We start from the raw sequence: 18542 nt of genomic DNA on the forward strand, positions 1-18542 counted from the left end.
ATTATGGAAAAAAGAAACGAATTTACAAATTCCTGGGGCTTTGTCATGGCCTGCGTGGGCTCTGCTGTAGGCCTTGCCAATGTTTGGGCCTTTCCCTATCAACTTGGAGCAAATGGTGGCCTAGCATTTTTAATACCTTATTTGATATTCATATTTTTATTTGGCAGGGTAGGCCTCGCAGCAGAAAATGCTATAGGAAGAAAATATAAGTCAGGCCCAATGGTTGTTTATAAAGAAGCCTTCAAGGAAAGAAATATGGAAGGCTTTGGCAAAATTATAAGATGGCTACCTATGCTTGGAGTAACCCTCCTTGCCGTAGGTTATGCGGTAGTTATAACCTACGTCTTAAAGGCATTAATAGATACAATTAGCGGCAATCTTTTCGCTACAGATAGCCAGGCCTGGTTTGAAAGCATATCTACAAGTGACTTTAGACTTGTAGGTGTCCACTTGATTCTATTAATAATGGTTTATTTCACTCTAGCTTATGAGACAAAGGGAATAGAGAAGACTAACAAGTTGATGATGCCATTATTCTTTGTTTTATTTTTAGTTTTGGTTCTTAGGGTGGCCTTCCTTGATGGGGCAAGCGATGGTTATAAGTTTATCTTTACTTTGGATAAGGCAAAGCTTTTTGAAGTTAAAACCTGGGTAGCAGCCATGGGTCAAGCTTTCTTTTCCCTATCCCTTGTTGGAACTGTAATGGTTGTTTATGGATCATATCTTCCAGATAGGGAAGATGTAGTAAAAGCATCAACAACTACAGCAGCTTTTGATACCCTAGCTGCTATGCTAAGTGCTTTTGTTATGATACCAGCATCCTTTGCCTATGGACTTTCACCAGAAGCAGGTCCAAAGCTTTTATTTATAGTATTACCTGAAGCCCTAAGACAGATGCCTCTTGGCAGAATCTTTGCCTTAATTTTATTTGTGGCTATAGTCTTTGCAGGAATTTCTTCTATCCAGTCAATGATAGAAACAGTGGCAGAGGCGATTGTCTTCTCCTTTCCAAAATTAAAGAGAAACCTAGTCCTAATTGCTTTGATAGTAATAATCTACTTAGGAGGAATCTTCCTCCATCCAATAAGCAAATGGGGTCCATGGATGGATGTCATAACAATCTACATTCTGCCAATAAGCGGGATAATTGGGGCCATAACATGGTTTTGGGTAATCAAAAAAGATGAACTTTTGGCAGAAGTAAACAAAAATTATCCAAATAAATATGGAAATATTTGGTACAATCTTGGAAGATTTTTATATGTTCCACTTGCAATTATCCTATGCTTCATTGCAATAAGATATCATATTTCATTCTAGGAGGGGCAGTGAAAAAAATATTTTTTAGGCTATCGAGTATATTTTTAGCCTTAATCTTAATATTAGCACCTAAGTCTTTTGCAGAAGAAAATAAGAAAAATTCAGACTGGGATGAAGAAATTATCTATATGATAATGACCGATAGGTTTTTTGATGGAGATGAATCTAATAACAATCCAGCTAATGTAGAAGGGTCCTTTGATAAAGAGCACTTAGAAGCCTATCATGGTGGTGATTTTAAAGGAATAATAGAAAAAATTCCTTATCTAAAAGATCTTGGAATTACGACCTTGTGGATTACACCGATTGTAAAAAATATAGATGCAAATATGATGGCTGATAAGGGAGGCAAGCAATTTGCCTACCACGGCTATTGGGCAGAAGATTTTACCAAGCTTGACCCACATTTGGGTAGTGAAGATGATTTTAAAAACTTAATCGATGCCCTCCATGATAATGGCATAAAGCTAATGGTAGATGTAGTAATCAATCATTCAGGTTATGGAACTAAAAACCAAGGACCATTTGCCGGTATGCACAGGGAAAAAAGCGGGGCTGGTGATATAGAAACAGAACTTGCTGGTCTGCCAGATTTTAAAACAGAAGATAAGAGCGTTAGAGATAAGATAATTGCCTGGCAAGTTGCTTGGCTAAAAAATATAAAGACTGCAAAGGGAAATGGAATCGACTATTTTAGGGTCGATACAGTTAAGCATGTAGACTACGAGGCTATGAAGGATTTCAAGGCTGAGGCTCGTAAAGCTAAGCCAGATATAAAAATGATAGGGGAAAATTTTGGGGCTTCTATTTTAAAGGATGGAGGATATCTAGACCCAAGTATGATGGATTCTCTCCTAGACTTTGACTTTAAGGACTTGGCAAAAGATTTTGTTCGTGGCAAGATTTCTGAAACTGAAAGCAAACTAGCTAAGAGAAATTCAGAGATAAGCCAAGATAGGCAAATGGGCCAATTCTTATCATCCCACGATGAAGATGGTTTCCTAAAAGTGAGACTAGGTGGGGATGTAGGCAAATTTTTAGTAGCTTCATCCTTACAACTCACAGCAAAGGGCCAACCTGTCATATATTATGGTGAAGAAATCGGCCAATCAGGAAAAAAGGACAATTTTGATAAGGGAATATTCAGCGAAAATAGGTATGATTTTGACTGGGCAAAGATTGAAAATAACCCAATCCTAGACCACTATAAGAAACTAATTGCAATAAGGAAGACATATCCAGAAATTTTTGCAAGAGGCGATAGGAAAAGTCTATACATGGATGATGGAGTATCTGTTTTTGCTAGGAGCCTAGGAGATAGTGAGTTAATTATCGGCTTAAATACTAGTGATGAGGAAAAAACTATTAGCTTTGACCTAAAATCTGATGAAAACTTATATGACCTTTACAATCAGAAAAAAGTTAAGCTAAGCGGCAATAAAGTAACTTTAAAAATTCCTTCAAGAGACGATGGGGGAACGGCAATACTTTCCAAAGAATCAAGCCTGCCAGAAGATTTCAAAACAAAATCTAGTTTTGAGCCTAATTTGTATTGGCTTTTAGGTTTTGGCTTTATAATTCTTATACTTATATATATTTTAAGAAGCAAAAAGGCTAAATAATAAAAAGCTTATCAATCTCAATTTGAGATGATAAGCTTTTTTAATTAAAATAAACCCAATTAATGGCCTTTGGAAGGACTTCAAATTCAATTTCCTTGGCCCTAAAAATTTCCCCATCGGCATTAGCAATAAATTCCTTAGGAGAAATGATTTTACCCTTTGTAACCTCAATTTCCCTGAGATATTTACTAGCTTGGTGGCGACCTTTTTTATACTTTAAAATCATGCCAGGAAGCTTTGGAAGTGGTATTTTATCAGCTAAGATAAGGTTTAAGTAACCATCATCTATTTTAGCCTCAGGAGCAGGGTTAAAACCTGACCCATAATAGGATCCATTGCATAGGGCAGAAATTAAATACTCACCAGATATTTCAAAATGCGAACTGTCTTTTAATTTTAATTTAAAGCTTAAGTTCTCGTAGTTTAGATCTATAAGACTTGCAAGTGTAGCTTTTAGGTAGGCTTTCTTTCCTAGTTTTGGCTTCTTGTCCAAATATTCATAAGCTTTTTCCAAAACCTGGGTATCAAAGCCAATGCTTGTTACATTTATGGAATAAAAGTCATTCACTTTAATCAAATCTATTGGCTTAATCCTAAAATCTAAGAGGTCAGTGAGCTTAAAGGAATCATAATCAAAATTTTTTGCAAAATCATTGCCTGTACCCATTGGAATAAGGCCGATAGCTATATTCTTGCCATAGGCTACATTTACTAGCTCATTAAGAGACCCATCCCCACCGCAAATTATGACAACTTTCTCGTCATAATCCAGGCTATCAAAAGCATCTATCAGATATTTGGTGTGGTTCTTGTATCTTGTGTTAACAACCTCAATTTCTGATAGCCTTTTGACCCTCCTAAAGGTATTTTCTATATCTTCTTTTTTTATGTCAAATTCAGTTTTACCTGCCTTTGAGTTAATAATAAATAAAATCTTTCTCATAATAAATCCTAAGATGACTATACTAATAATTTTAGATTATAAAAGCTATTTTATAATGCGAATAAGAATCATTTTCAAAATATATTTGACTTTAAAATTTTCTTATGCTATGATTATGATATCAATAATCAATTTCATAAGGAGATATAATGAAAAACAAATTACTTATTGCGATGTTATTAGCATCAATTAGCCTTTCGGCATGTGGAAATGGAGCTGAGAAAGAAGCTCCAAAGGAAGAAGCAGCTCAAACTGAACAACAAGCTCAGCCAGAAGAAGCTGCTAAGGATGAGAACAAAGAAGAAGCTAAAGATACAGCTTCAGATTCTGCTACAGTTAAAATAAAAGATTTGACTGGCGAAGTCGAAGTAAAGAAAAACCCTAAAAAGGTAGTAGCTCTTGACAATAGAACATTTGAAACACTTGAAGAATGGGGAATTACACCAGTAGCTGCTCCAAAACCAATTATGCCAGCTACAAGCGGCTTTGTTAAAAACGATGAAATCCAAGATATTGGAAACCACAAAGAGCCAAACCTTGAAGTAATTGCTGCAGCTGACCCAGATTTAATTATAGTTGGACAAAGATTTGGTAAATATACAGAAGAGCTTAAAAAGCTTTGCCCAAATGCTGATGTTATCGATTTAAACTGGGATGTGAGTGATAAGGCGGCAAATCCTGGCGAAAACTTAGTTAATGGTTTTAAAGATTCTCTAGAATCTCTTGGCAAAATATTTGATAAGGAAGATGAAGCAAAGGCTCTTATAGAGAAATTAGACAAATCTATAGCAGAAGCTAAGGAAGCCTACAAGGAAGGCACTGTAATGTCTGTAGTAGTAAATGGTGGAGAAATCGGATACTCTGCTCCAGGTTTTGGTAGGGTTTGGGGTCCACTATATGAAATTCTAGGCCTAAAACCTGCTATAGAAGTAGAAAATTCATCAACAGACCACAAGGGAGATGACATATCTGTAGAGGCTATCGCTCAGTCTAACCCAGCTTACCTCTTAGTCCTAGATAGGGATGCTGCTGTTACTAAGGAAGGTGAAGAATCAACCCCTGCTAAGGATGTTATAGAAGGAAGCGAAGCTTTAAAATCAACAGATGCTATTAAAAATTCTAAGGTATACTATGCACCTGCTGATACCTACACAAACGAATCTCCTCAAACTTTCATAAAAATATTTGAAGGCCTTAAGGAATTATTTTCTAAATAAGTATGAAAAGCCAAAATCCTAGTCATAAAAAATTAATAGATAAGAATTTAATTTTTCTCTTACTTTTGGTTTTTGGACTTGCAATTTTATCTATTTTTACAGGGGCCTATAATATTAGGGAAAACCCTGAAGGATGGAAGATGATATTTATAACAAGGATACCAAGGACCCTTAGCCTCATGTTAACAGGCCTTGCCATGAGTATGGCAGGAGTGGTGATGCAGCTTATAAGTCAAAACAAGCTTGTAGAGCCAACTACAACAGGCACCATAGAGTGGGCTGGGCTTGGTCTTATCCTTGCCTATATTTTAGTCCCTTCAGCTAGTCTTTTTATAAGAACAAGCTTTTCAATCGTATTTGCCTTTATCGGATCGATGGTATTCTTTCTCCTTTTAAGAAATATTAAGTTCAAATCGTCATTGTTCGTTCCGATAATAGGCATTATGATGGGGGCGGTTGTATCTGCAATTTCTACCTTTGTAGCCCTAGAATTTGATATGATGCAATCTCTTGAAGTATGGTTTGCTGGATCTTTTGCACCAATGCAAAAAGGAAGATATGAATACTTATACCTTATTATAATAATATCGGTTATTATTTACATTTATGCTGACAAGCTAACCCTAGCAGGCCTTGGAGAGGCAGTATCAACCAATCTAGGCCTTAATTATAAGAGGATAATCCTAGTTGGAAATGTTTTGATATCCCTAGCTACAGGTCTTGTGGCAAGTGTAGTTGGAAATGTTCCCTTCCTTGGGATAATAATTCCAAACTTGGTATCAATCTATAGGGGAGATAATCTTAGGGAGAATTTGCCATATATTGCCCTGATTTCCATGCTTGTTATAATCATAGCAGACCTCATATCTAGGACAATAATCGCGCCTTTTGAAGTACCAGTTTCTCTTATTCTGGGAAGTTTGGGATCTATTTCATTTTTAATCCTCTTGTTTAGAAAGAAAGTGGGTAGTTAAATATGAATCAAATATCTTTTAGACAAAGCAAGGATAAAACAAGATATTTCCTTATCTTAGCTTTTTTAATTTGCCTTACACTTTTAAACATTTATGGACTGTTAACCTACAATAACCCGGTGCCAATTGATTCCCCATCATTTTTGCCAGTTGTAAAAAGAAGACAAAATTCAATAATTGCTATGCTTATAGCAGCAACTTGCCAAGCTTTAGCAACCTTGATTTTTCAATCTGTTACCAATAATAAAATCATAACTCCATCACTTCTTGGCTTTGAGGCTATTTACTCAACAATAAATACTTCCACTATGTACTTTTTAGGAGTTACAGCTTTTACAGCAATGACAGGTATGACCTACTACATAAGTCAGATACTTATAATGGTAATAGTGAGTGTGGCCTTATTTTCAAGCATCTTAAGCTCAAATAGAAATATTGACTTCCTTCTTCTAGTAGGAATTATTTTAGGCCAAGGCCTAAGGTCTATTTCAGCTTTTATGAGAAGGCTCTTAAACCCATCTGAGTTTGATGTTCTTCAAGCTAAGCTCTTTGCTTCCGTAAATAATGCTGATTCATCATATTTTTTAGTTTCAGCTATAATCGTATTTATAGTAGCTTTTATAATCTTTGCATATGCTAAAAAGCTTGATGTTTTAAGCCTAGGAGAGGCAGTTTCAACTAATTTAGGCCTTGACTATAAGAAGTCAACAATACTAGCCTTGATAGGAGTATCAATCCTCATGAGTGTGTCAACAGCCCTAATTGGGCCAATGAATTTCTTTGGATTTTTGGTAGTAAGTTTAACCTATGAGTTTTGCAAGTCCTATAACCATAAATATTTGTTAGTTATGGCTCTGGTCTTTGCCTATTTTATAATCACTCTTGCATATTTTGTAATGAATCATATTTTCAATGCAAATGGAGTGGTATCAATACTCATAGAGCTAGTAGGTGGATTATTCTTCTTGTTAGTAATCTTTAGAAGGAGGAGCGAATGATTGAAGTAAAAAATGTAGAAAAAATATATGGTAGTGAGACTAAGATAGGTCCAATTAATTTTAAGATAAAAGAATGCGGCCTAAACTCTATAATAGGCCCAAATGGAGCTGGTAAGTCTACAACTCTTCTTATGATAGGAAGGCTCCTTGATATGGACCTAGGAAGTATAAATATTGGCGGCATGGATGTTTGTACCTGTCATAGCGGCGAACTTGCCAAGATTTTATCCATCTTAAGGCAAGAAAATCACTTCACAGCTAAACTTACCGTACGTCAGCTAATCTCCTTTGGGAGGTATCCATATTCAAAGGGTAGGCTTACCGTTAAAGATATGGAGATAATCGATCAATATATAGATTTTCTGGACCTTAAAGGCCTAGAACACAGGTATCTTGATGAGCTATCAGGCGGTCAAAGGCAAAGGGCCTACGTAGCTATGGTTTTAGCTCAAGATACCAAGTATGTCTTACTAGATGAACCTTTAAATAATTTGGATGTTGCAAGAAGTGTATCAATGATGAAATACCTAAGAAAAGCCTGCGATGAGTTTAACAGGACAATCTTATTGGTAATCCACGATATAAACTTTGCAGCAGCTTATTCAGATAGGATACTAGCCATGAAAGATGGCAAGCTAGTCTTATCTGGAAGCGTTGATGAAATAATGAAAGCAGATGTTTTAACGGAAATATTTGATACAGACATAAGCGTTTTAGATTCAGCAAAAGGAAAAATTGCAGTATATAATTAAAGGCCAGGCCTTTTGATAAAAATCTTATCATGGGCCTAGCCTTTTATTTTTTCTTAGTCACAGCAAACTCAGTCCTAGTGGTGGCTGCAATTTTCTCGTCATCACCATAAACTGTACAATCTACAGTTATAATTCTCTTGCCCTTTTTAAGAATTTCTGCCTTAGCATAAATATACTTACTTTTAATAATTGGTCTTAAAAAGTGAGTGGTCATCGAAAGAGTAGGGGCCACCATTCCAAATGAATTGGCAAGGTCACCTGATGCATTATCAGCAAGGGTCATTATAACCCCACCGTGGATTGCACCTATTTTATTTAAGTAATCCTCCTTGAAGGGAATTCTTAAAATAAGACAATTTTCATCTATAATTTCTTTCTCCATATCAAAATAATCACTAAAACTCATAAAAACTCCTTTATTCTACCCTATAATTATATTATAATTAGAATAACTTTCATCAACTAATAATAAGTGATTAATACTAGTAAATAGTATAGTGTATATAAGGAGAGTTTATGAAGAAGAAATATTTATCATTTATTTTAACGTTATTAAGTCTAGTAGTTTTTGTAGGATGTGGATCAAAAAACGATGCGAATGAAAATAAAAACACCGATGTGGCTGATCTAATAAACAATTTGAACAAGGCAGAAGAAAATCAAAAGATAGAAGAAGAGGCTAAAAAACTTGCCCCAAAAGAAATAGAAGCTTCTAAAAGAGCTGAAAAATCTGTCGAAGAAAAAGAAGCAAGTTCAAAGGAAAAAAAGTCGGACATTAAAAAGGTAAAAATCAAGGCCGTTGGGGACATAATGGCCCACCTTGCCCAAATCCAATATGCCTATAACAGAGGTGGTGGATCTTATGATTTTTCCAAGTCTTTTGAATATGTATCTGATTTTATTAAAGATTCAGACCTAGCAATAGGAAATTGCGAGACAACAACAAATCCGAACCAGCCTTATGCAGGCTTTCCTAGATTTAATTCACCAGAATCCTTCCTTACAGCTATTAAAGATGCTGGCTTTGATGTAGTTACAACTGCCAACAATCATTCCATGGATACAGAACTTGAGGGAGTATTTTCAACCATGGATGCTGTAGAAGATGCAGGTCTTTCTTATGTGGGAAGCATGAGGGATGAGTCAGAAAAAATCCTAACTAAGAAGATAAATGGTATAAGAATTGCCATCCTTGCCTACACCTATGGTTGTAATGGTAGGGAAAATCTTATAGTACCAAGGGAAGAAGTAGAAAATTTAAACTACCTAACAGACGAGACCCAGGTAAAAGAAGATATAAAAAAGGCCAAGGCCCAGGGAGCCGACTTTGTAATAGTCTATCCACACTGGGGAGTGGAATATCATTCATATCCTGTAGATACTCAGATAAAGCTAGGTAGAAAGATGATAGAATGGGGAGCAGACCTAGTAATAGGCAACCACCCACACGTAGTAGAGCCAGTTGAGCTTTACAAGGCAGAAGATGGCAGAGAAGGCCTAATAGCCTACGCTCTAGGTAATTTTGTCTCCTTCCAAAGCCTGGAAAATAACAAAGACATCAGGGTAGAACAAGCCCTAGCTCTAGAAATAGAACTTCAAAAGGACCTAAATAGCGGAGATAAAAAAATCTCAGATGTAATCTTCCACCCACTTTGGGTAGGAACGACCTATGATGATTTCGGCAGAAACGTTCAGACCTACCTAGCAGAAGACTTCTTAGATGGTGGAAAATACTACGATTATGTAAATGAAAACCAAAGGGCAAGGATAAAACAAGCCTACGACATGACTCTAGAGACAGCAAATACAGGAGTGGAATAATGGAAAATTTTGAAATAGGAATCCTAAATGCCATCCAAGGCTTGAGAAATAATCCCCTAGATAAATTTATGGTCACTATTTCATCTTTGGGAAACTTATCACTAATTTGGATAAGCTTTATAATAATATTCTTAGCAGCAAGAGATTTAAAAAAACAAGGCAAGGTAATGATCCTTGCCTTTATCCTAAATCTCATAATTGTAAATATCCTAGTAAAAAACATCGTAGCAAGGCCAAGACCCTACGAAGTGACAGGTTTTAGTGACCTATTAATCCACAAGCTATCAGACAATTCCTTCCCATCAGGCCACTCATCCTACGCCTTCACCTTTGCGACAATAATAAGCCTTCTAAACAAGTCAAGACTCCTAAAAACATACACAAATATCCTAGCAGTTCTAATAGCCTTCTCAAGACTCTATCTATACGTTCATTTCCCAACAGACGTTCTAGTAGGAGCTCTAATAGGCATAGGAATAGGAATCCTAGCCATAAAAATATACGAAAGTCAAAAATATAAGCAAATAAAAGAAAAATATAATTTACATTGGGCCTAAAATGTGATATAATAATTTGGTAAGCATTTAGGCCGGTGTGTCGGAACTGGCAGACGAGATAGACTCAAAATCTGTTGTCCAACCGGGCGTGTGGGTTCGAGTCCCACCACCGGCACCATTATGTTTTATAAGTGATTTAAATAATAAACTTTATATTAATTTAGGAATCTATTGTTACTAACAAGTTTCAATAGATTTTTTTATTGTCTATAAATAAGGTTTTACCAAAAAAACTTTGCAGTTTTTACTCATGTAATATTTACTCTAATTATTTAGAATATAATAAAGAGGTGATTTTATGAATATGATAGAAGTGAAGAATATGAGTAAGAACTTCGAAAATAAGAAGCTTTTTAATAATTTTTCTTTAGAAATTGAAGAAAATACGGTCCATGCTCTAGTTGGTCCTAATGGCTCTGGTAAGACTTCTTTACTTAGGATACTTACTGGTCTTTATGAAGAATATGGTGGTGAGGTTAGACTTAAGGGAAGTCATGCAATGTTACTTGAAAATGACTACTTATATGAAGATAAGACAGGACTTGAAAACATTAAATTATACGGTTTATATTTCGGCTATGGTCTAGATTCTTATCAAAAATATTCTGACTTGTTAGAAATTACAAATGATCTGGGTAGAAATGTTTCAACATATTCTAAGGGTATGAAGAGAAAATTATCTTTGTTAATTATTGTAATGATGAATAGAGAGATAATATTTTTAGATGAAGTAACTAGTGGGGTTGATCCAATATCAAGGGTTGAGATAAGAAAGCTTATTAAGCTTCTAAAAAATGAGGGTAAAACAATAGTTCTTACCAGCCATGATCTTTCTGAAATTGAAAAAGTAGCCGATAAAGTATCTATGATAAAATCAGGAGAGCTGCTTTTTACGAAGAATATAGACGAAATTCAAGGAGAAAGCTTAGAAGATTTATTCATTGAGGAGGGTTCAAAATGAATGATAAGATGAATATTAATAGGGCTTGTCGATACTATATAACTAAAGATAAAGATTTTATTTTAAATTTATTGTTATTTACTTTGATTTCCTTAGGCTTTATTTTTTTACTATATAATGGGACCTTTGATTCAAGAGGAAATGATTATATTATATTAATGCTATATGTACTAATGCTTGGAATTTCAATTCTTATGTCTAATTCTATGGTTGTAAATCTTACAGTCAAGGATAAACTAAATAAACGTATTGAATTTATCCTAGGGTCAGGAATTAATATAAAAGCTGTGATTAAAGCCTATGGGCTAGAAATGTGGAGACTATCTTCTATAATTACATTTTTATTATTTTTCCTAACTTATGTCCTAGTAGACTTACAGATCGAATTTAAGTGGATTGTGGGGATATTTGTGACAATGATAGGAATGACATATTTTGAAATACTATTTTTTAACCTTATATCTTTATCTCAAAAAAACTTTAAGTTTTTTAAAAATATAGTTTTCTTTGGAACAACAATTTTAATTTACATGATAGGCACATTTTCAGGAAAAATTCTATCATTAATAGAAAGATATAATCTAAATCTTATTTATATAATATTAGGTATAAATATTAGCTTAGGATTAATCTTTGTAGTTTTTTCTATGAAAGATTTGTCTAAAATGAACAATGAATCTGTTCTTAATAAAGAAGGATCATGGTCATGATCTTAGTCATTAACGATTTAAAAAAGCTTTTAGATAAAAATTCCTTATTAATGTCTCTTATGGCACTAATCTGCTCCTTTATGGCTTTGTTTTTTGGCGATGGAGGAAGTTATGAAATAAATAAGGTCATGAATATAGTTAAAATTGATGGGATTTTAATACTTTTCCTAATGTTTGGAGTAGAACTAGCTAAAAACACCTTGGTATCAGATAAGATTAGCAAAAAACTTGAATTTTTACTTGCAAATGGACTTTCTATAAAAAAAATTCTAGCCAAATATTTGTTTAGTATTTATTTAGGGGCTTTGATAATAGTCCTTCCAAGCCTTATATTAAACCTAGTTAAACTTGATCTAAGCTTAACTATTGGTATAAACTTAATTACATCAAGTTTTCTTTACACTCTAATAATAGTTTTTGTAATTCTTAATACTAGAAACATGAATAAAGTAAATTCTCTCCAAATTCGTTTGATAGGACTATCCTTAGTAATCATGATTGCATCGATCCTAGTATATAATTTTACAAATTCCTTTCCTTGCTACTTGATAACTAAGCTTTTGATTTTAGGATCAGTAATAATAATTTTGGGTATAAATACAAATAAAGAAAGGATTGTTCTTAGCTACTATTAGATATGTATAAGAAATTAGAAAAAATTGTAAGCATCCATTTAATGATAATTTTATTTTGGGGTCTTCTTTTTAAAAACAATTTGTTAGCAAAAGAGGGCCCGATTTTAAATGCAGTTTCACTTATTTTATTTTTTACCTTGTATGGACTTATATACACTGAAATTTCAAATAAAAAAATACCTCAGAGATTTTCTGTTTTGGTAATTTTCACATCATTATTACCATTAAATTTGATTTTAATAAATGATTTGCCTTATAAGTTTATATTCGCTCTCATAAGCATCATTTCAACAAGTTTATTCATAAAAAAATACCTGGTATTGGAGAATATAAAATATATAAATATCTTGCCAATATCTAGAAAATCCACCCAAATATTTACTATTGGACTTGTATTTTTTATTTTTGCAGTGATTTATTTATTTGATATAGGAACTGTAATGATTAATATTTTTACCCAGATAATTTTCCTTATTACAGAATTTTTCTTTATTCTATTTTTAAAGGAAAAAGAGCTAGCATATGATAAAACTTTCAAACTTTATTACCTATCAGATTATATGGCGAGTGAAAGAGATGAATTTGCAAGAATTATTCATGATGATATTATCCAAGATATATTTGCAAGTAAAAATTATTTGTCTTCAAAAAATCCAGATATAGAATATACTAAAAACATTCTAAGGGAACTTGAGAAAAAAGCACGAAATATAATGAAATTCTACCAATCTTCTTTATTTGAAAAAGCGAATTTGGAAACATCTCTATTAGCTATATTTGATAATGTAGGAAGTCTATATCCAGATAAAAATATTGAAATTAGCAAATATATCGATAGGGATCTAACAGAAGATAAAAGATTAATTAGGTTGATTGCAATAATATCAAAGGAACTTATAAATAATGTATATAAGCATTCCGATGCCAAGTATTTATCTTACAAACTTTATAAAAAAGAAAATTATCTTTATATAGAAATGGAAAGTGATGGTGCAAACCTTTCTGATTTTAATAAAATTAAGGAATCCAAAAGAGGGGTATTGCTTCTTAAACTTTTGATAGATTCAAATTCAGGAAATATTTCTTATAGCTTAAATAAAGATATACTTACAACTAAAGTTTCCTTGGAGGTGGAAGGAAATGAAAATTATTTTGCTTGATGACCATAAATTATTTGGTCAGTCTCTTAATATGCTTTTAGAAGAGCAAGAAGAAATTTCATGTACTTATGTATCAAAAGTCCAAGAGTTTTTAAAAATGACAGAAAAAGATCCCTATGATATTTTCTTAATTGACATAAATTTAAAAGATGATAAGACAGGCCTTGATTTAATTGAAGATTTGCTAGCTGAAAATCCCAAACAAAATATAATAGTCTTAACATCTTATGACTTAGACAATTACAAGGATATGGCTTTTGACTTGGGAGTAAGGGATTTTATAAATAAGTCTATCGAAATTGAGGAAATGCTAGTAAGACTTAAAAATGTTTACCAAGGCAAAAGCCCATCTAGGAAGACTTTGATTATTGAGCCTCTTACCCAAAGAGAAATAGAAGTATTAAAGGAGCTGGTAAAAGGTGCTGATAAAAAGAAAATTGCCCAAAAACTTTTTATCAGCGAGAGAACTCTTTACAATCACCTGGCTAATATTTATGATAAGTTAGGAGTAAATAATGCTATAGAAGCCTATAACAAGGCAATGGAGCTTGGTTATATTGACCCTGTTATGTAAAAAAGGAGAATTTATGAAAAATACGAGAAAGTGCCCAAAGTGTGGGGCTAGTGATATTTTATTTGTGCCGGGATCTGCTGGGGCTTATGGGGCTGGAAATAGTATTATGACAGGTCTTACAATTAAGTCAGCAGTGCCTGTTGATAGGTATATTTGCACTAGATGTGGCTATAGCGAGGAGTGGATCGACCTTGACTACATGGATAAGTTAAAAAAGAAATATGATGAGATTTAATTAAAAAGGGAAGCATTTGTGAGAATGTTTCCTTTTTTCTTTAAAAATTTGCCAAAATACGTTATACTATAAGGTAGAGATAAGATTTGTTGCAGAAAATAGAAATATTTTTTGTTAAGGAGATATAATGAAAAAAACTGTAATGTTAATTGATGGTTCATCTTTGATCTATAGGGCCTTTTTTGCTCTTCCAAATTTGACCAACAATGACGGAGTTATGACAAATGGCGTTTATGGATTTTTGACCATGTATAAGAACGCCTTTGATAAATATAAGCCTGACTATGTCCTGGTTGCCTTTGATAGGTCGGGTGGAACTTTTAGAAATGAAGAATTTAAAGATTATAAGGCAAATAGGGATAAGACTCCAAATGAGCTTTCCTACCAGTTTGGAATACTTAAGGATGTCCTTGAATCTATGGGAGTCAAATATACAGACCTAGATGGTTTTGAGGCTGATGATATAGTTGGAACCTATGCAAAAATGGCCAAGGAAGCTGGAGATGAAGCAGTCCTTATAACAGGAGATAGGGACTACCTCCAGCTGGTAGATGATGGAATAATTGTCTATTTGACCAGGAAGGGTGTTTCAGATACTGTTGAATATAATGTCGAAAAAATCAAGGAAGAATATGGCATTAGCCCTAAGCAACTTATAGATGTTAAGGGCCTTATGGGTGATAAGTCTGATAACATCCCCGGAGTGGATGGGATTGGTGAAAAGCGTGCCCTCCAATATATCCAAAAATATGGATCTATAGAAGGCCTATATGAAAATATTGACGATATCACAGGCAAGAAGACTAAGGAAAATATCGAAAATGGCGAAGCTATGGCCTACTTATCCAAGAAAATTGGGACAATTGTCACAGATGCTCCAGTAGAATTTGACTATGATGACCTAGCCCTTGGAGAGATTGACAAAGAAAGCCTTAGGGAGAAGTTTGCTAAACTTAATTTCAATAAGTTTTTAGATGAGCTTGATTCTGATGGCAAGGATTCCCCTAAAATTGAATTTAAATATGAAATCACAGATGATTTTAAGGACTTAATTGAATCTATAAAGGAAGATAAGGAATTTTTCTTCAAATCCTTATATAATGGAGATAATTATATTCATTCAGAAATATTTAAGCTGGCTATTAAAACTAAGGACTCTAAGGTCTTTATAATTAAGCCTGATGATGAATTTACCAAAAACTTCAAGGAAATTTTTGCAGATGAATCCATTAGAAAGACTAGTTTTGATATCAAGGAAGAAATAGTTCTTTTCGATAAGATAGGCATAAAGCTTAAGGCTCCTTACGATGATTTGATGCTTATGCACTATCTAATTGACCCATCAAGGTCCTCTTATGATTTAAAGGTTCTAAGTCAGTCCTATGCGAATTTTGAGGTTGATAACGAAGAGGCTCTTTTGGGCAAGGGTGCTAAGAAGAAAAAATATGAAGATATTGAGTCTGATAAGCTCAATTCCTACCTGGCATCTATAATCTATGCAATAGAATATTCTAAAGATAAGCTTTTAGAAAATCTCAAAGAATACCAGATGTTAGATTTATATGACAATATAGAAAAGAAACTTGCTGGAGTCCTTGCAGCTATAGAAATAGTTGGATTTGCTACAGATAGAGAAGTCTTAGAAGAGTTAAAAGAAGGACTTGATAGTCAAATAGAAGACCTAACCAAAGACATATATGACTACGCAGGAAGCGAGTTTAATATAAACTCCACCAAGCAGCTTGGAGAAGTCCTTTTTAAAGATTTGGACTTGCCAGTTATCAAGAAGACCAAGACTGGATTTTCGACAGACCAATCAGTCCTAGAAAAACTTAGGGACAAGCACCCAATCATTGAAAAGATTGAAAAATACAGGGAAACCTACAAGCTTCGCTCAACCTACATCGAAGGCCTAGAAAATGCTATAGATGAAGATGGAAGAATCAGATCAACCTTTAGGCAAAATATTGCTTCAACCGGTAGATTATCAAGCCAAGAGCCAAATCTACAAAACTTGCCAATAAAAACTGACGAAGGTAGGGCCATTAGAAAGGCCTTTAAGGCAGCTGAGGGCAATATCCTAATAGATGCCGACTATTCACAAATTGAGCTAAGAATTTTGGCAAGCCTAGCAGATGATAAAAATATGCAAGATGCCTTCAACCACAACATAGACATCCACACCCAGACCGCATCTGAAGTCTTTAATACACCCCTTAATAAGGTAAGCAAGCTTCAAAGGTCTGAAGCAAAGGCAGTAAATTTTGGAATAATCTATGGCATAAGCGATTATGGCCTATCTCAAAACCTAAATATTCCAAGAAAACAAGCAAAAGACTATATAGATTCCTACAAGGCTTCATATCCACAAATAAAGGCTTATATGGATAATGTAGTAAAACTTGCCAAGGACCAGGGCTATATAGAAACTCTCTTCCACAGAAGACGCTATATACCAGAGATTTCGTCAAGAAACTTTAATGTCAGAAGCTTTGGTGAAAGGATTGCCTTAAATACCCCAATCCAAGGCACTGCGGCAGATATAATCAAAATTGCCATGATAAATACTCACCAGACCCTCTTAGATGAAGGCCTCGATGCAAGGATAATTTTACAAATCCACGATGAAATAATTATAGAATCTTCTCTAGAAGATAAGGATAGGGCTAAGGAAATCCTAAAAAAGTGCATGGAAGATGCGGCAGAGCTTAAGGTAAAGCTTGTGGTAGACATAGGTTTTGGAGATAGTATGTATGAGTCCAAATAAGATTGTAATAACAGGGACAATTGGATCGGGAAAGTCAGCTCTAAGCTCCATAATTAGGGAATTGGGCTTTGTGGTTATTGACAGCGACCAGGTAAATAAAAAGCTATTAGAAAAAGGTCAAGCAAATTATGAGGCCATCAAAAAAGATCCATTTTTTAGGAAGGCTTTTGAAAATGAGGACCTTGATAAAAATAAGCTAGCTAAAATGATTTTTAGGAGTCCAGACCTTATGACAAGACTAAATAAGCTTACCCATCCCAATATTATGGCAGAGATTGAAAGGCAGATAGGAAGTCTTGATGAAAAAAATGTCTTTGTAGAAATACCTCTTTTTTATCAAATGGAAGCTAAATTTGACCCTGACCTTATCTTATTTGTAAGGGCAAGTGAGGAAATCCAGATTAAAAGGTTGACTGAGCGTGATGGGATAAACGAACTTTACGCCAAAAGCAAAATAGCCACTCAAGAAAAATCTATCAATGCTAAGGATGATGGTAAAATAATCATAGACAATGATGGTTCTATAGAGGAGCTCAGGGCAAAAATAATAGAAATTTTAAGGACGGAAAATATTTTATGAAAGCACTCAAAGCTATAGGTAAATTTATAGGTTTTATCCTACTTGCAATCTTGCTTCTATTTGTCATAATATATGGCATAATAGCCTATCAGACATCTAGGACAAGGATTAATTATCAAGATGAAATCTATGAATATTCAGAAAAATACAATGTAGACCCACTTTTAACAGCATCAATCATAAAGGTAGAATCAGATTTTAACAAGGATGCACAAAGTCACCAAGATGCTAAAGGCTTGATGCAACTTCTTGATCAAACTGCTTCCCATGCGGCTGAGCTTACAAATAAGGAATTTCACCCAGAAAAGCTTTCAGAAGTTGAGTATAATCTTGACCTAGGTCTTGCCTATTATGATTATCTTTATAGGTATTACAACAACAGAGACTTGGCCCTAGCAGCCTACAATGGTGGGGTGGGTAATGTCGATAAGTGGATTAATGAAGGGATAGTGGATGCGACAAATCCAAATCCTTTAGATATACCATTTGAAGAAACAAGACAATATGTAACAAAAATAGATGCAAACTATGATGTCTACAAGAAGTTTTACAAAAATGGCTTGCCTAGCAAGGAGAGACTTGCAAATCTAAAACAGCTAGCCTTTGATAACTTTATGACATTTTTAGAAGATATTATCTCAAATGTAAGATAAATATTGAGAAATTTTCGATTTTATTCTATAATAGAAGTATAGAGAAAAAATAATAAAAGGAGA

At 34.1% G+C, this 18542-nt stretch carries 19 protein-coding genes and 1 tRNA gene; 18 read left to right on the top strand and 2 right to left on the bottom strand.

What is annotated here, in order from left to right; all coding sequences use genetic code 11:
* Window positions 1–3: 3 nt before the first annotated feature.
* Together ACCQ42_RS06095 and ACCQ42_RS06100 are read left to right on the top strand one after the other, a co-directional pair.
* Window positions 4–1320, top strand: coding sequence for a sodium-dependent transporter (locus ACCQ42_RS06095; protein ID WP_410035662.1), 1317 nt, complete (start codon window positions 4–6; stop codon window positions 1318–1320).
* A gap of 8 nt (window positions 1321–1328) precedes the next feature.
* Window positions 1329–2942 carry an alpha-amylase family glycosyl hydrolase gene (locus ACCQ42_RS06100; protein ID WP_410035663.1) on the top strand — a complete coding sequence of 538 codons (1614 nt, stop codon included), beginning with the start codon at window positions 1329–1331 and terminating at the stop codon, window positions 2940–2942.
* 40 nt (window positions 2943–2982) lie between these two features.
* On the opposite strand, the gene ACCQ42_RS06105 is transcribed toward ACCQ42_RS06100, so the two are convergent.
* Window positions 2983–3885, bottom strand: coding sequence for a diacylglycerol/lipid kinase family protein (locus ACCQ42_RS06105; RefSeq protein WP_410035664.1), 903 nt, complete (start codon window positions 3883–3885; stop codon window positions 2983–2985).
* 149 nt (window positions 3886–4034) lie between these two features.
* Here ACCQ42_RS06105 and ACCQ42_RS06110 point away from each other — a divergent pair, with 149 nt between their 5' ends.
* The 4 genes from ACCQ42_RS06110 to ACCQ42_RS06125 are packed head-to-tail and all read left to right on the top strand — an operon-like array spanning window position 4035 to window position 7826.
* Window positions 4035–5102 (top strand): siderophore ABC transporter substrate-binding protein, encoded by a 1068-nt coding sequence (locus tag ACCQ42_RS06110; RefSeq protein WP_410035665.1) that lies wholly within the window; start codon window positions 4035–4037, stop codon window positions 5100–5102.
* A gap of 2 nt (window positions 5103–5104) precedes the next feature.
* Window positions 5105–6076, top strand: coding sequence for an ABC transporter permease (locus tag ACCQ42_RS06115; RefSeq protein ID WP_410035666.1), 972 nt, complete (start codon window positions 5105–5107; stop codon window positions 6074–6076).
* A gap of 2 nt (window positions 6077–6078) precedes the next feature.
* Complete coding sequence (locus tag ACCQ42_RS06120) at window positions 6079–7074, top strand: iron chelate uptake ABC transporter family permease subunit (protein ID WP_410035667.1); 996 nt, start codon at window positions 6079–6081, stop codon at window positions 7072–7074.
* Window positions 7071–7826, top strand: coding sequence for an iron ABC transporter ATP-binding protein (locus ACCQ42_RS06125; protein ID WP_410035668.1), 756 nt, complete (start codon window positions 7071–7073; stop codon window positions 7824–7826). The genes ACCQ42_RS06120 and ACCQ42_RS06125 overlap by 4 nt, the downstream gene beginning before the upstream one ends.
* A gap of 43 nt (window positions 7827–7869) precedes the next feature.
* Here the strand turns inward: ACCQ42_RS06125 and ACCQ42_RS06130 are convergent, their stop codons facing one another.
* Complete coding sequence (locus ACCQ42_RS06130; protein WP_410035669.1) at window positions 7870–8232, bottom strand: PaaI family thioesterase; 363 nt, start codon at window positions 8230–8232, stop codon at window positions 7870–7872.
* Window positions 8233–8342: 110 nt separating this feature from the next.
* On the opposite strand from ACCQ42_RS06130, the gene ACCQ42_RS06135 reads away from it, so the two are divergent.
* The 12 genes from ACCQ42_RS06135 (at window position 8343) to ACCQ42_RS06190 (ending at window position 18479) form a co-directional block, all read left to right on the top strand.
* The gene (locus tag ACCQ42_RS06135) at window positions 8343–9647 is read left to right on the top strand and encodes a CapA family protein (RefSeq protein WP_410035670.1); all 1305 of its coding nucleotides are present in this window, start codon (window positions 8343–8345) and stop codon (window positions 9645–9647) included.
* Complete coding sequence (locus ACCQ42_RS06140) at window positions 9647–10204, top strand: phosphatase PAP2 family protein (protein ID WP_410035671.1); 558 nt, start codon at window positions 9647–9649, stop codon at window positions 10202–10204. The genes ACCQ42_RS06135 and ACCQ42_RS06140 overlap by 1 nt, the downstream gene beginning before the upstream one ends.
* 31 nt (window positions 10205–10235) lie before the next feature.
* Window positions 10236–10322: transfer RNA gene (locus ACCQ42_RS06145), tRNA-Leu, on the top strand.
* 180 nt (window positions 10323–10502) lie between these two features.
* A complete protein-coding gene (locus ACCQ42_RS06150) occupies window positions 10503–11165 on the top strand; it encodes an ABC transporter ATP-binding protein (protein ID WP_410035672.1) in 663 nt (220 codons plus the stop codon).
* Window positions 11162–11875, top strand: a complete 714-nt coding sequence (locus ACCQ42_RS06155) for a beta-carotene 15,15'-monooxygenase (RefSeq protein ID WP_410035673.1) — start codon at window positions 11162–11164, stop codon at window positions 11873–11875. Before ACCQ42_RS06150 ends, ACCQ42_RS06155 begins: the two co-directional genes overlap by 4 nt.
* Window positions 11872–12510, top strand: a complete 639-nt coding sequence (locus ACCQ42_RS06160) for a hypothetical protein (protein WP_410035674.1) — start codon at window positions 11872–11874, stop codon at window positions 12508–12510. Before ACCQ42_RS06155 ends, ACCQ42_RS06160 begins: the two co-directional genes overlap by 4 nt.
* A 2-nt stretch (window positions 12511–12512) precedes the next feature.
* Window positions 12513–13670, top strand: a complete 1158-nt coding sequence (locus ACCQ42_RS06165) for a histidine kinase (protein ID WP_410035675.1) — start codon at window positions 12513–12515, stop codon at window positions 13668–13670.
* A complete protein-coding gene (locus ACCQ42_RS06170) occupies window positions 13651–14244 on the top strand; it encodes a response regulator transcription factor (RefSeq protein ID WP_410035676.1) in 594 nt (197 codons plus the stop codon). Before ACCQ42_RS06165 ends, ACCQ42_RS06170 begins: the two co-directional genes overlap by 20 nt.
* Window positions 14245–14257: 13 nt before the next feature.
* A complete protein-coding gene (locus ACCQ42_RS06175) occupies window positions 14258–14479 on the top strand; it encodes a hypothetical protein (protein WP_410035677.1) in 222 nt (73 codons plus the stop codon).
* A gap of 127 nt (window positions 14480–14606) precedes the next feature.
* Window positions 14607–17246: a DNA polymerase I gene (gene polA / locus ACCQ42_RS06180; RefSeq protein ID WP_410035678.1), complete on the top strand. Its 2640-nt coding sequence runs from the start codon at window positions 14607–14609 to the stop codon at window positions 17244–17246.
* Window positions 17233–17826: a dephospho-CoA kinase gene (gene coaE, locus ACCQ42_RS06185; protein WP_311531307.1), complete on the top strand. Its 594-nt coding sequence runs from the start codon at window positions 17233–17235 to the stop codon at window positions 17824–17826. The genes polA and coaE overlap by 14 nt, the downstream gene beginning before the upstream one ends.
* A complete protein-coding gene (locus ACCQ42_RS06190; RefSeq protein ID WP_106460028.1) occupies window positions 17823–18479 on the top strand; it encodes a lytic transglycosylase domain-containing protein in 657 nt (218 codons plus the stop codon). The genes coaE and ACCQ42_RS06190 overlap by 4 nt, the downstream gene beginning before the upstream one ends.
* The last annotated feature ends 63 nt before the right edge of the window (window positions 18480–18542 follow it).

It is taken from the genome of Anaerococcus kampingae, from assembly GCF_046365475.1.
Taxonomy (GTDB): Bacteria; Bacillota; Clostridia; order Tissierellales; family Peptoniphilaceae; genus Anaerococcus; species Anaerococcus kampingae.

Coding starts and splice junctions, on each gene's coding strand:
- ACCQ42_RS06095 (WP_410035662.1), top strand. CDS start 4: ATGGAAAAAAGAAACGAATTTACAAATTCCTGGGGCTTTGTCATGGCC.
- ACCQ42_RS06110 (WP_410035665.1), top strand. CDS start 4,035: ATGAAAAACAAATTACTTATTGCGATGTTATTAGCATCAATTAGCCTT.
- ACCQ42_RS06150 (WP_410035672.1), top strand. CDS start 10,503: ATGAATATGATAGAAGTGAAGAATATGAGTAAGAACTTCGAAAATAAG.
- ACCQ42_RS06190 (WP_106460028.1), top strand. CDS start 17,823: ATGAAAGCACTCAAAGCTATAGGTAAATTTATAGGTTTTATCCTACTT.
- ACCQ42_RS06130 (WP_410035669.1), bottom strand. CDS start 8,232: ATGAGTTTTAGTGATTATTTTGATATGGAGAAAGAAATTATAGATGAA.
- ACCQ42_RS06175 (WP_410035677.1), top strand. CDS start 14,258: ATGAAAAATACGAGAAAGTGCCCAAAGTGTGGGGCTAGTGATATTTTA.
- ACCQ42_RS06125 (WP_410035668.1), top strand. CDS start 7,071: ATGATTGAAGTAAAAAATGTAGAAAAAATATATGGTAGTGAGACTAAG.
- ACCQ42_RS06170 (WP_410035676.1), top strand. CDS start 13,651: ATGAAAATTATTTTGCTTGATGACCATAAATTATTTGGTCAGTCTCTT.
- ACCQ42_RS06140 (WP_410035671.1), top strand. CDS start 9,647: ATGGAAAATTTTGAAATAGGAATCCTAAATGCCATCCAAGGCTTGAGA.
- ACCQ42_RS06120 (WP_410035667.1), top strand. CDS start 6,079: ATGAATCAAATATCTTTTAGACAAAGCAAGGATAAAACAAGATATTTC.
- ACCQ42_RS06135 (WP_410035670.1), top strand. CDS start 8,343: ATGAAGAAGAAATATTTATCATTTATTTTAACGTTATTAAGTCTAGTA.
- ACCQ42_RS06115 (WP_410035666.1), top strand. CDS start 5,105: ATGAAAAGCCAAAATCCTAGTCATAAAAAATTAATAGATAAGAATTTA.
- coaE (WP_311531307.1), top strand. CDS start 17,233: ATGAGTCCAAATAAGATTGTAATAACAGGGACAATTGGATCGGGAAAG.
- ACCQ42_RS06160 (WP_410035674.1), top strand. CDS start 11,872: ATGATCTTAGTCATTAACGATTTAAAAAAGCTTTTAGATAAAAATTCC.
- ACCQ42_RS06105 (WP_410035664.1), bottom strand. CDS start 3,885: ATGAGAAAGATTTTATTTATTATTAACTCAAAGGCAGGTAAAACTGAA.
- polA (WP_410035678.1), top strand. CDS start 14,607: ATGAAAAAAACTGTAATGTTAATTGATGGTTCATCTTTGATCTATAGG.
- ACCQ42_RS06165 (WP_410035675.1), top strand. CDS start 12,513: ATGTATAAGAAATTAGAAAAAATTGTAAGCATCCATTTAATGATAATT.
- ACCQ42_RS06155 (WP_410035673.1), top strand. CDS start 11,162: ATGAATGATAAGATGAATATTAATAGGGCTTGTCGATACTATATAACT.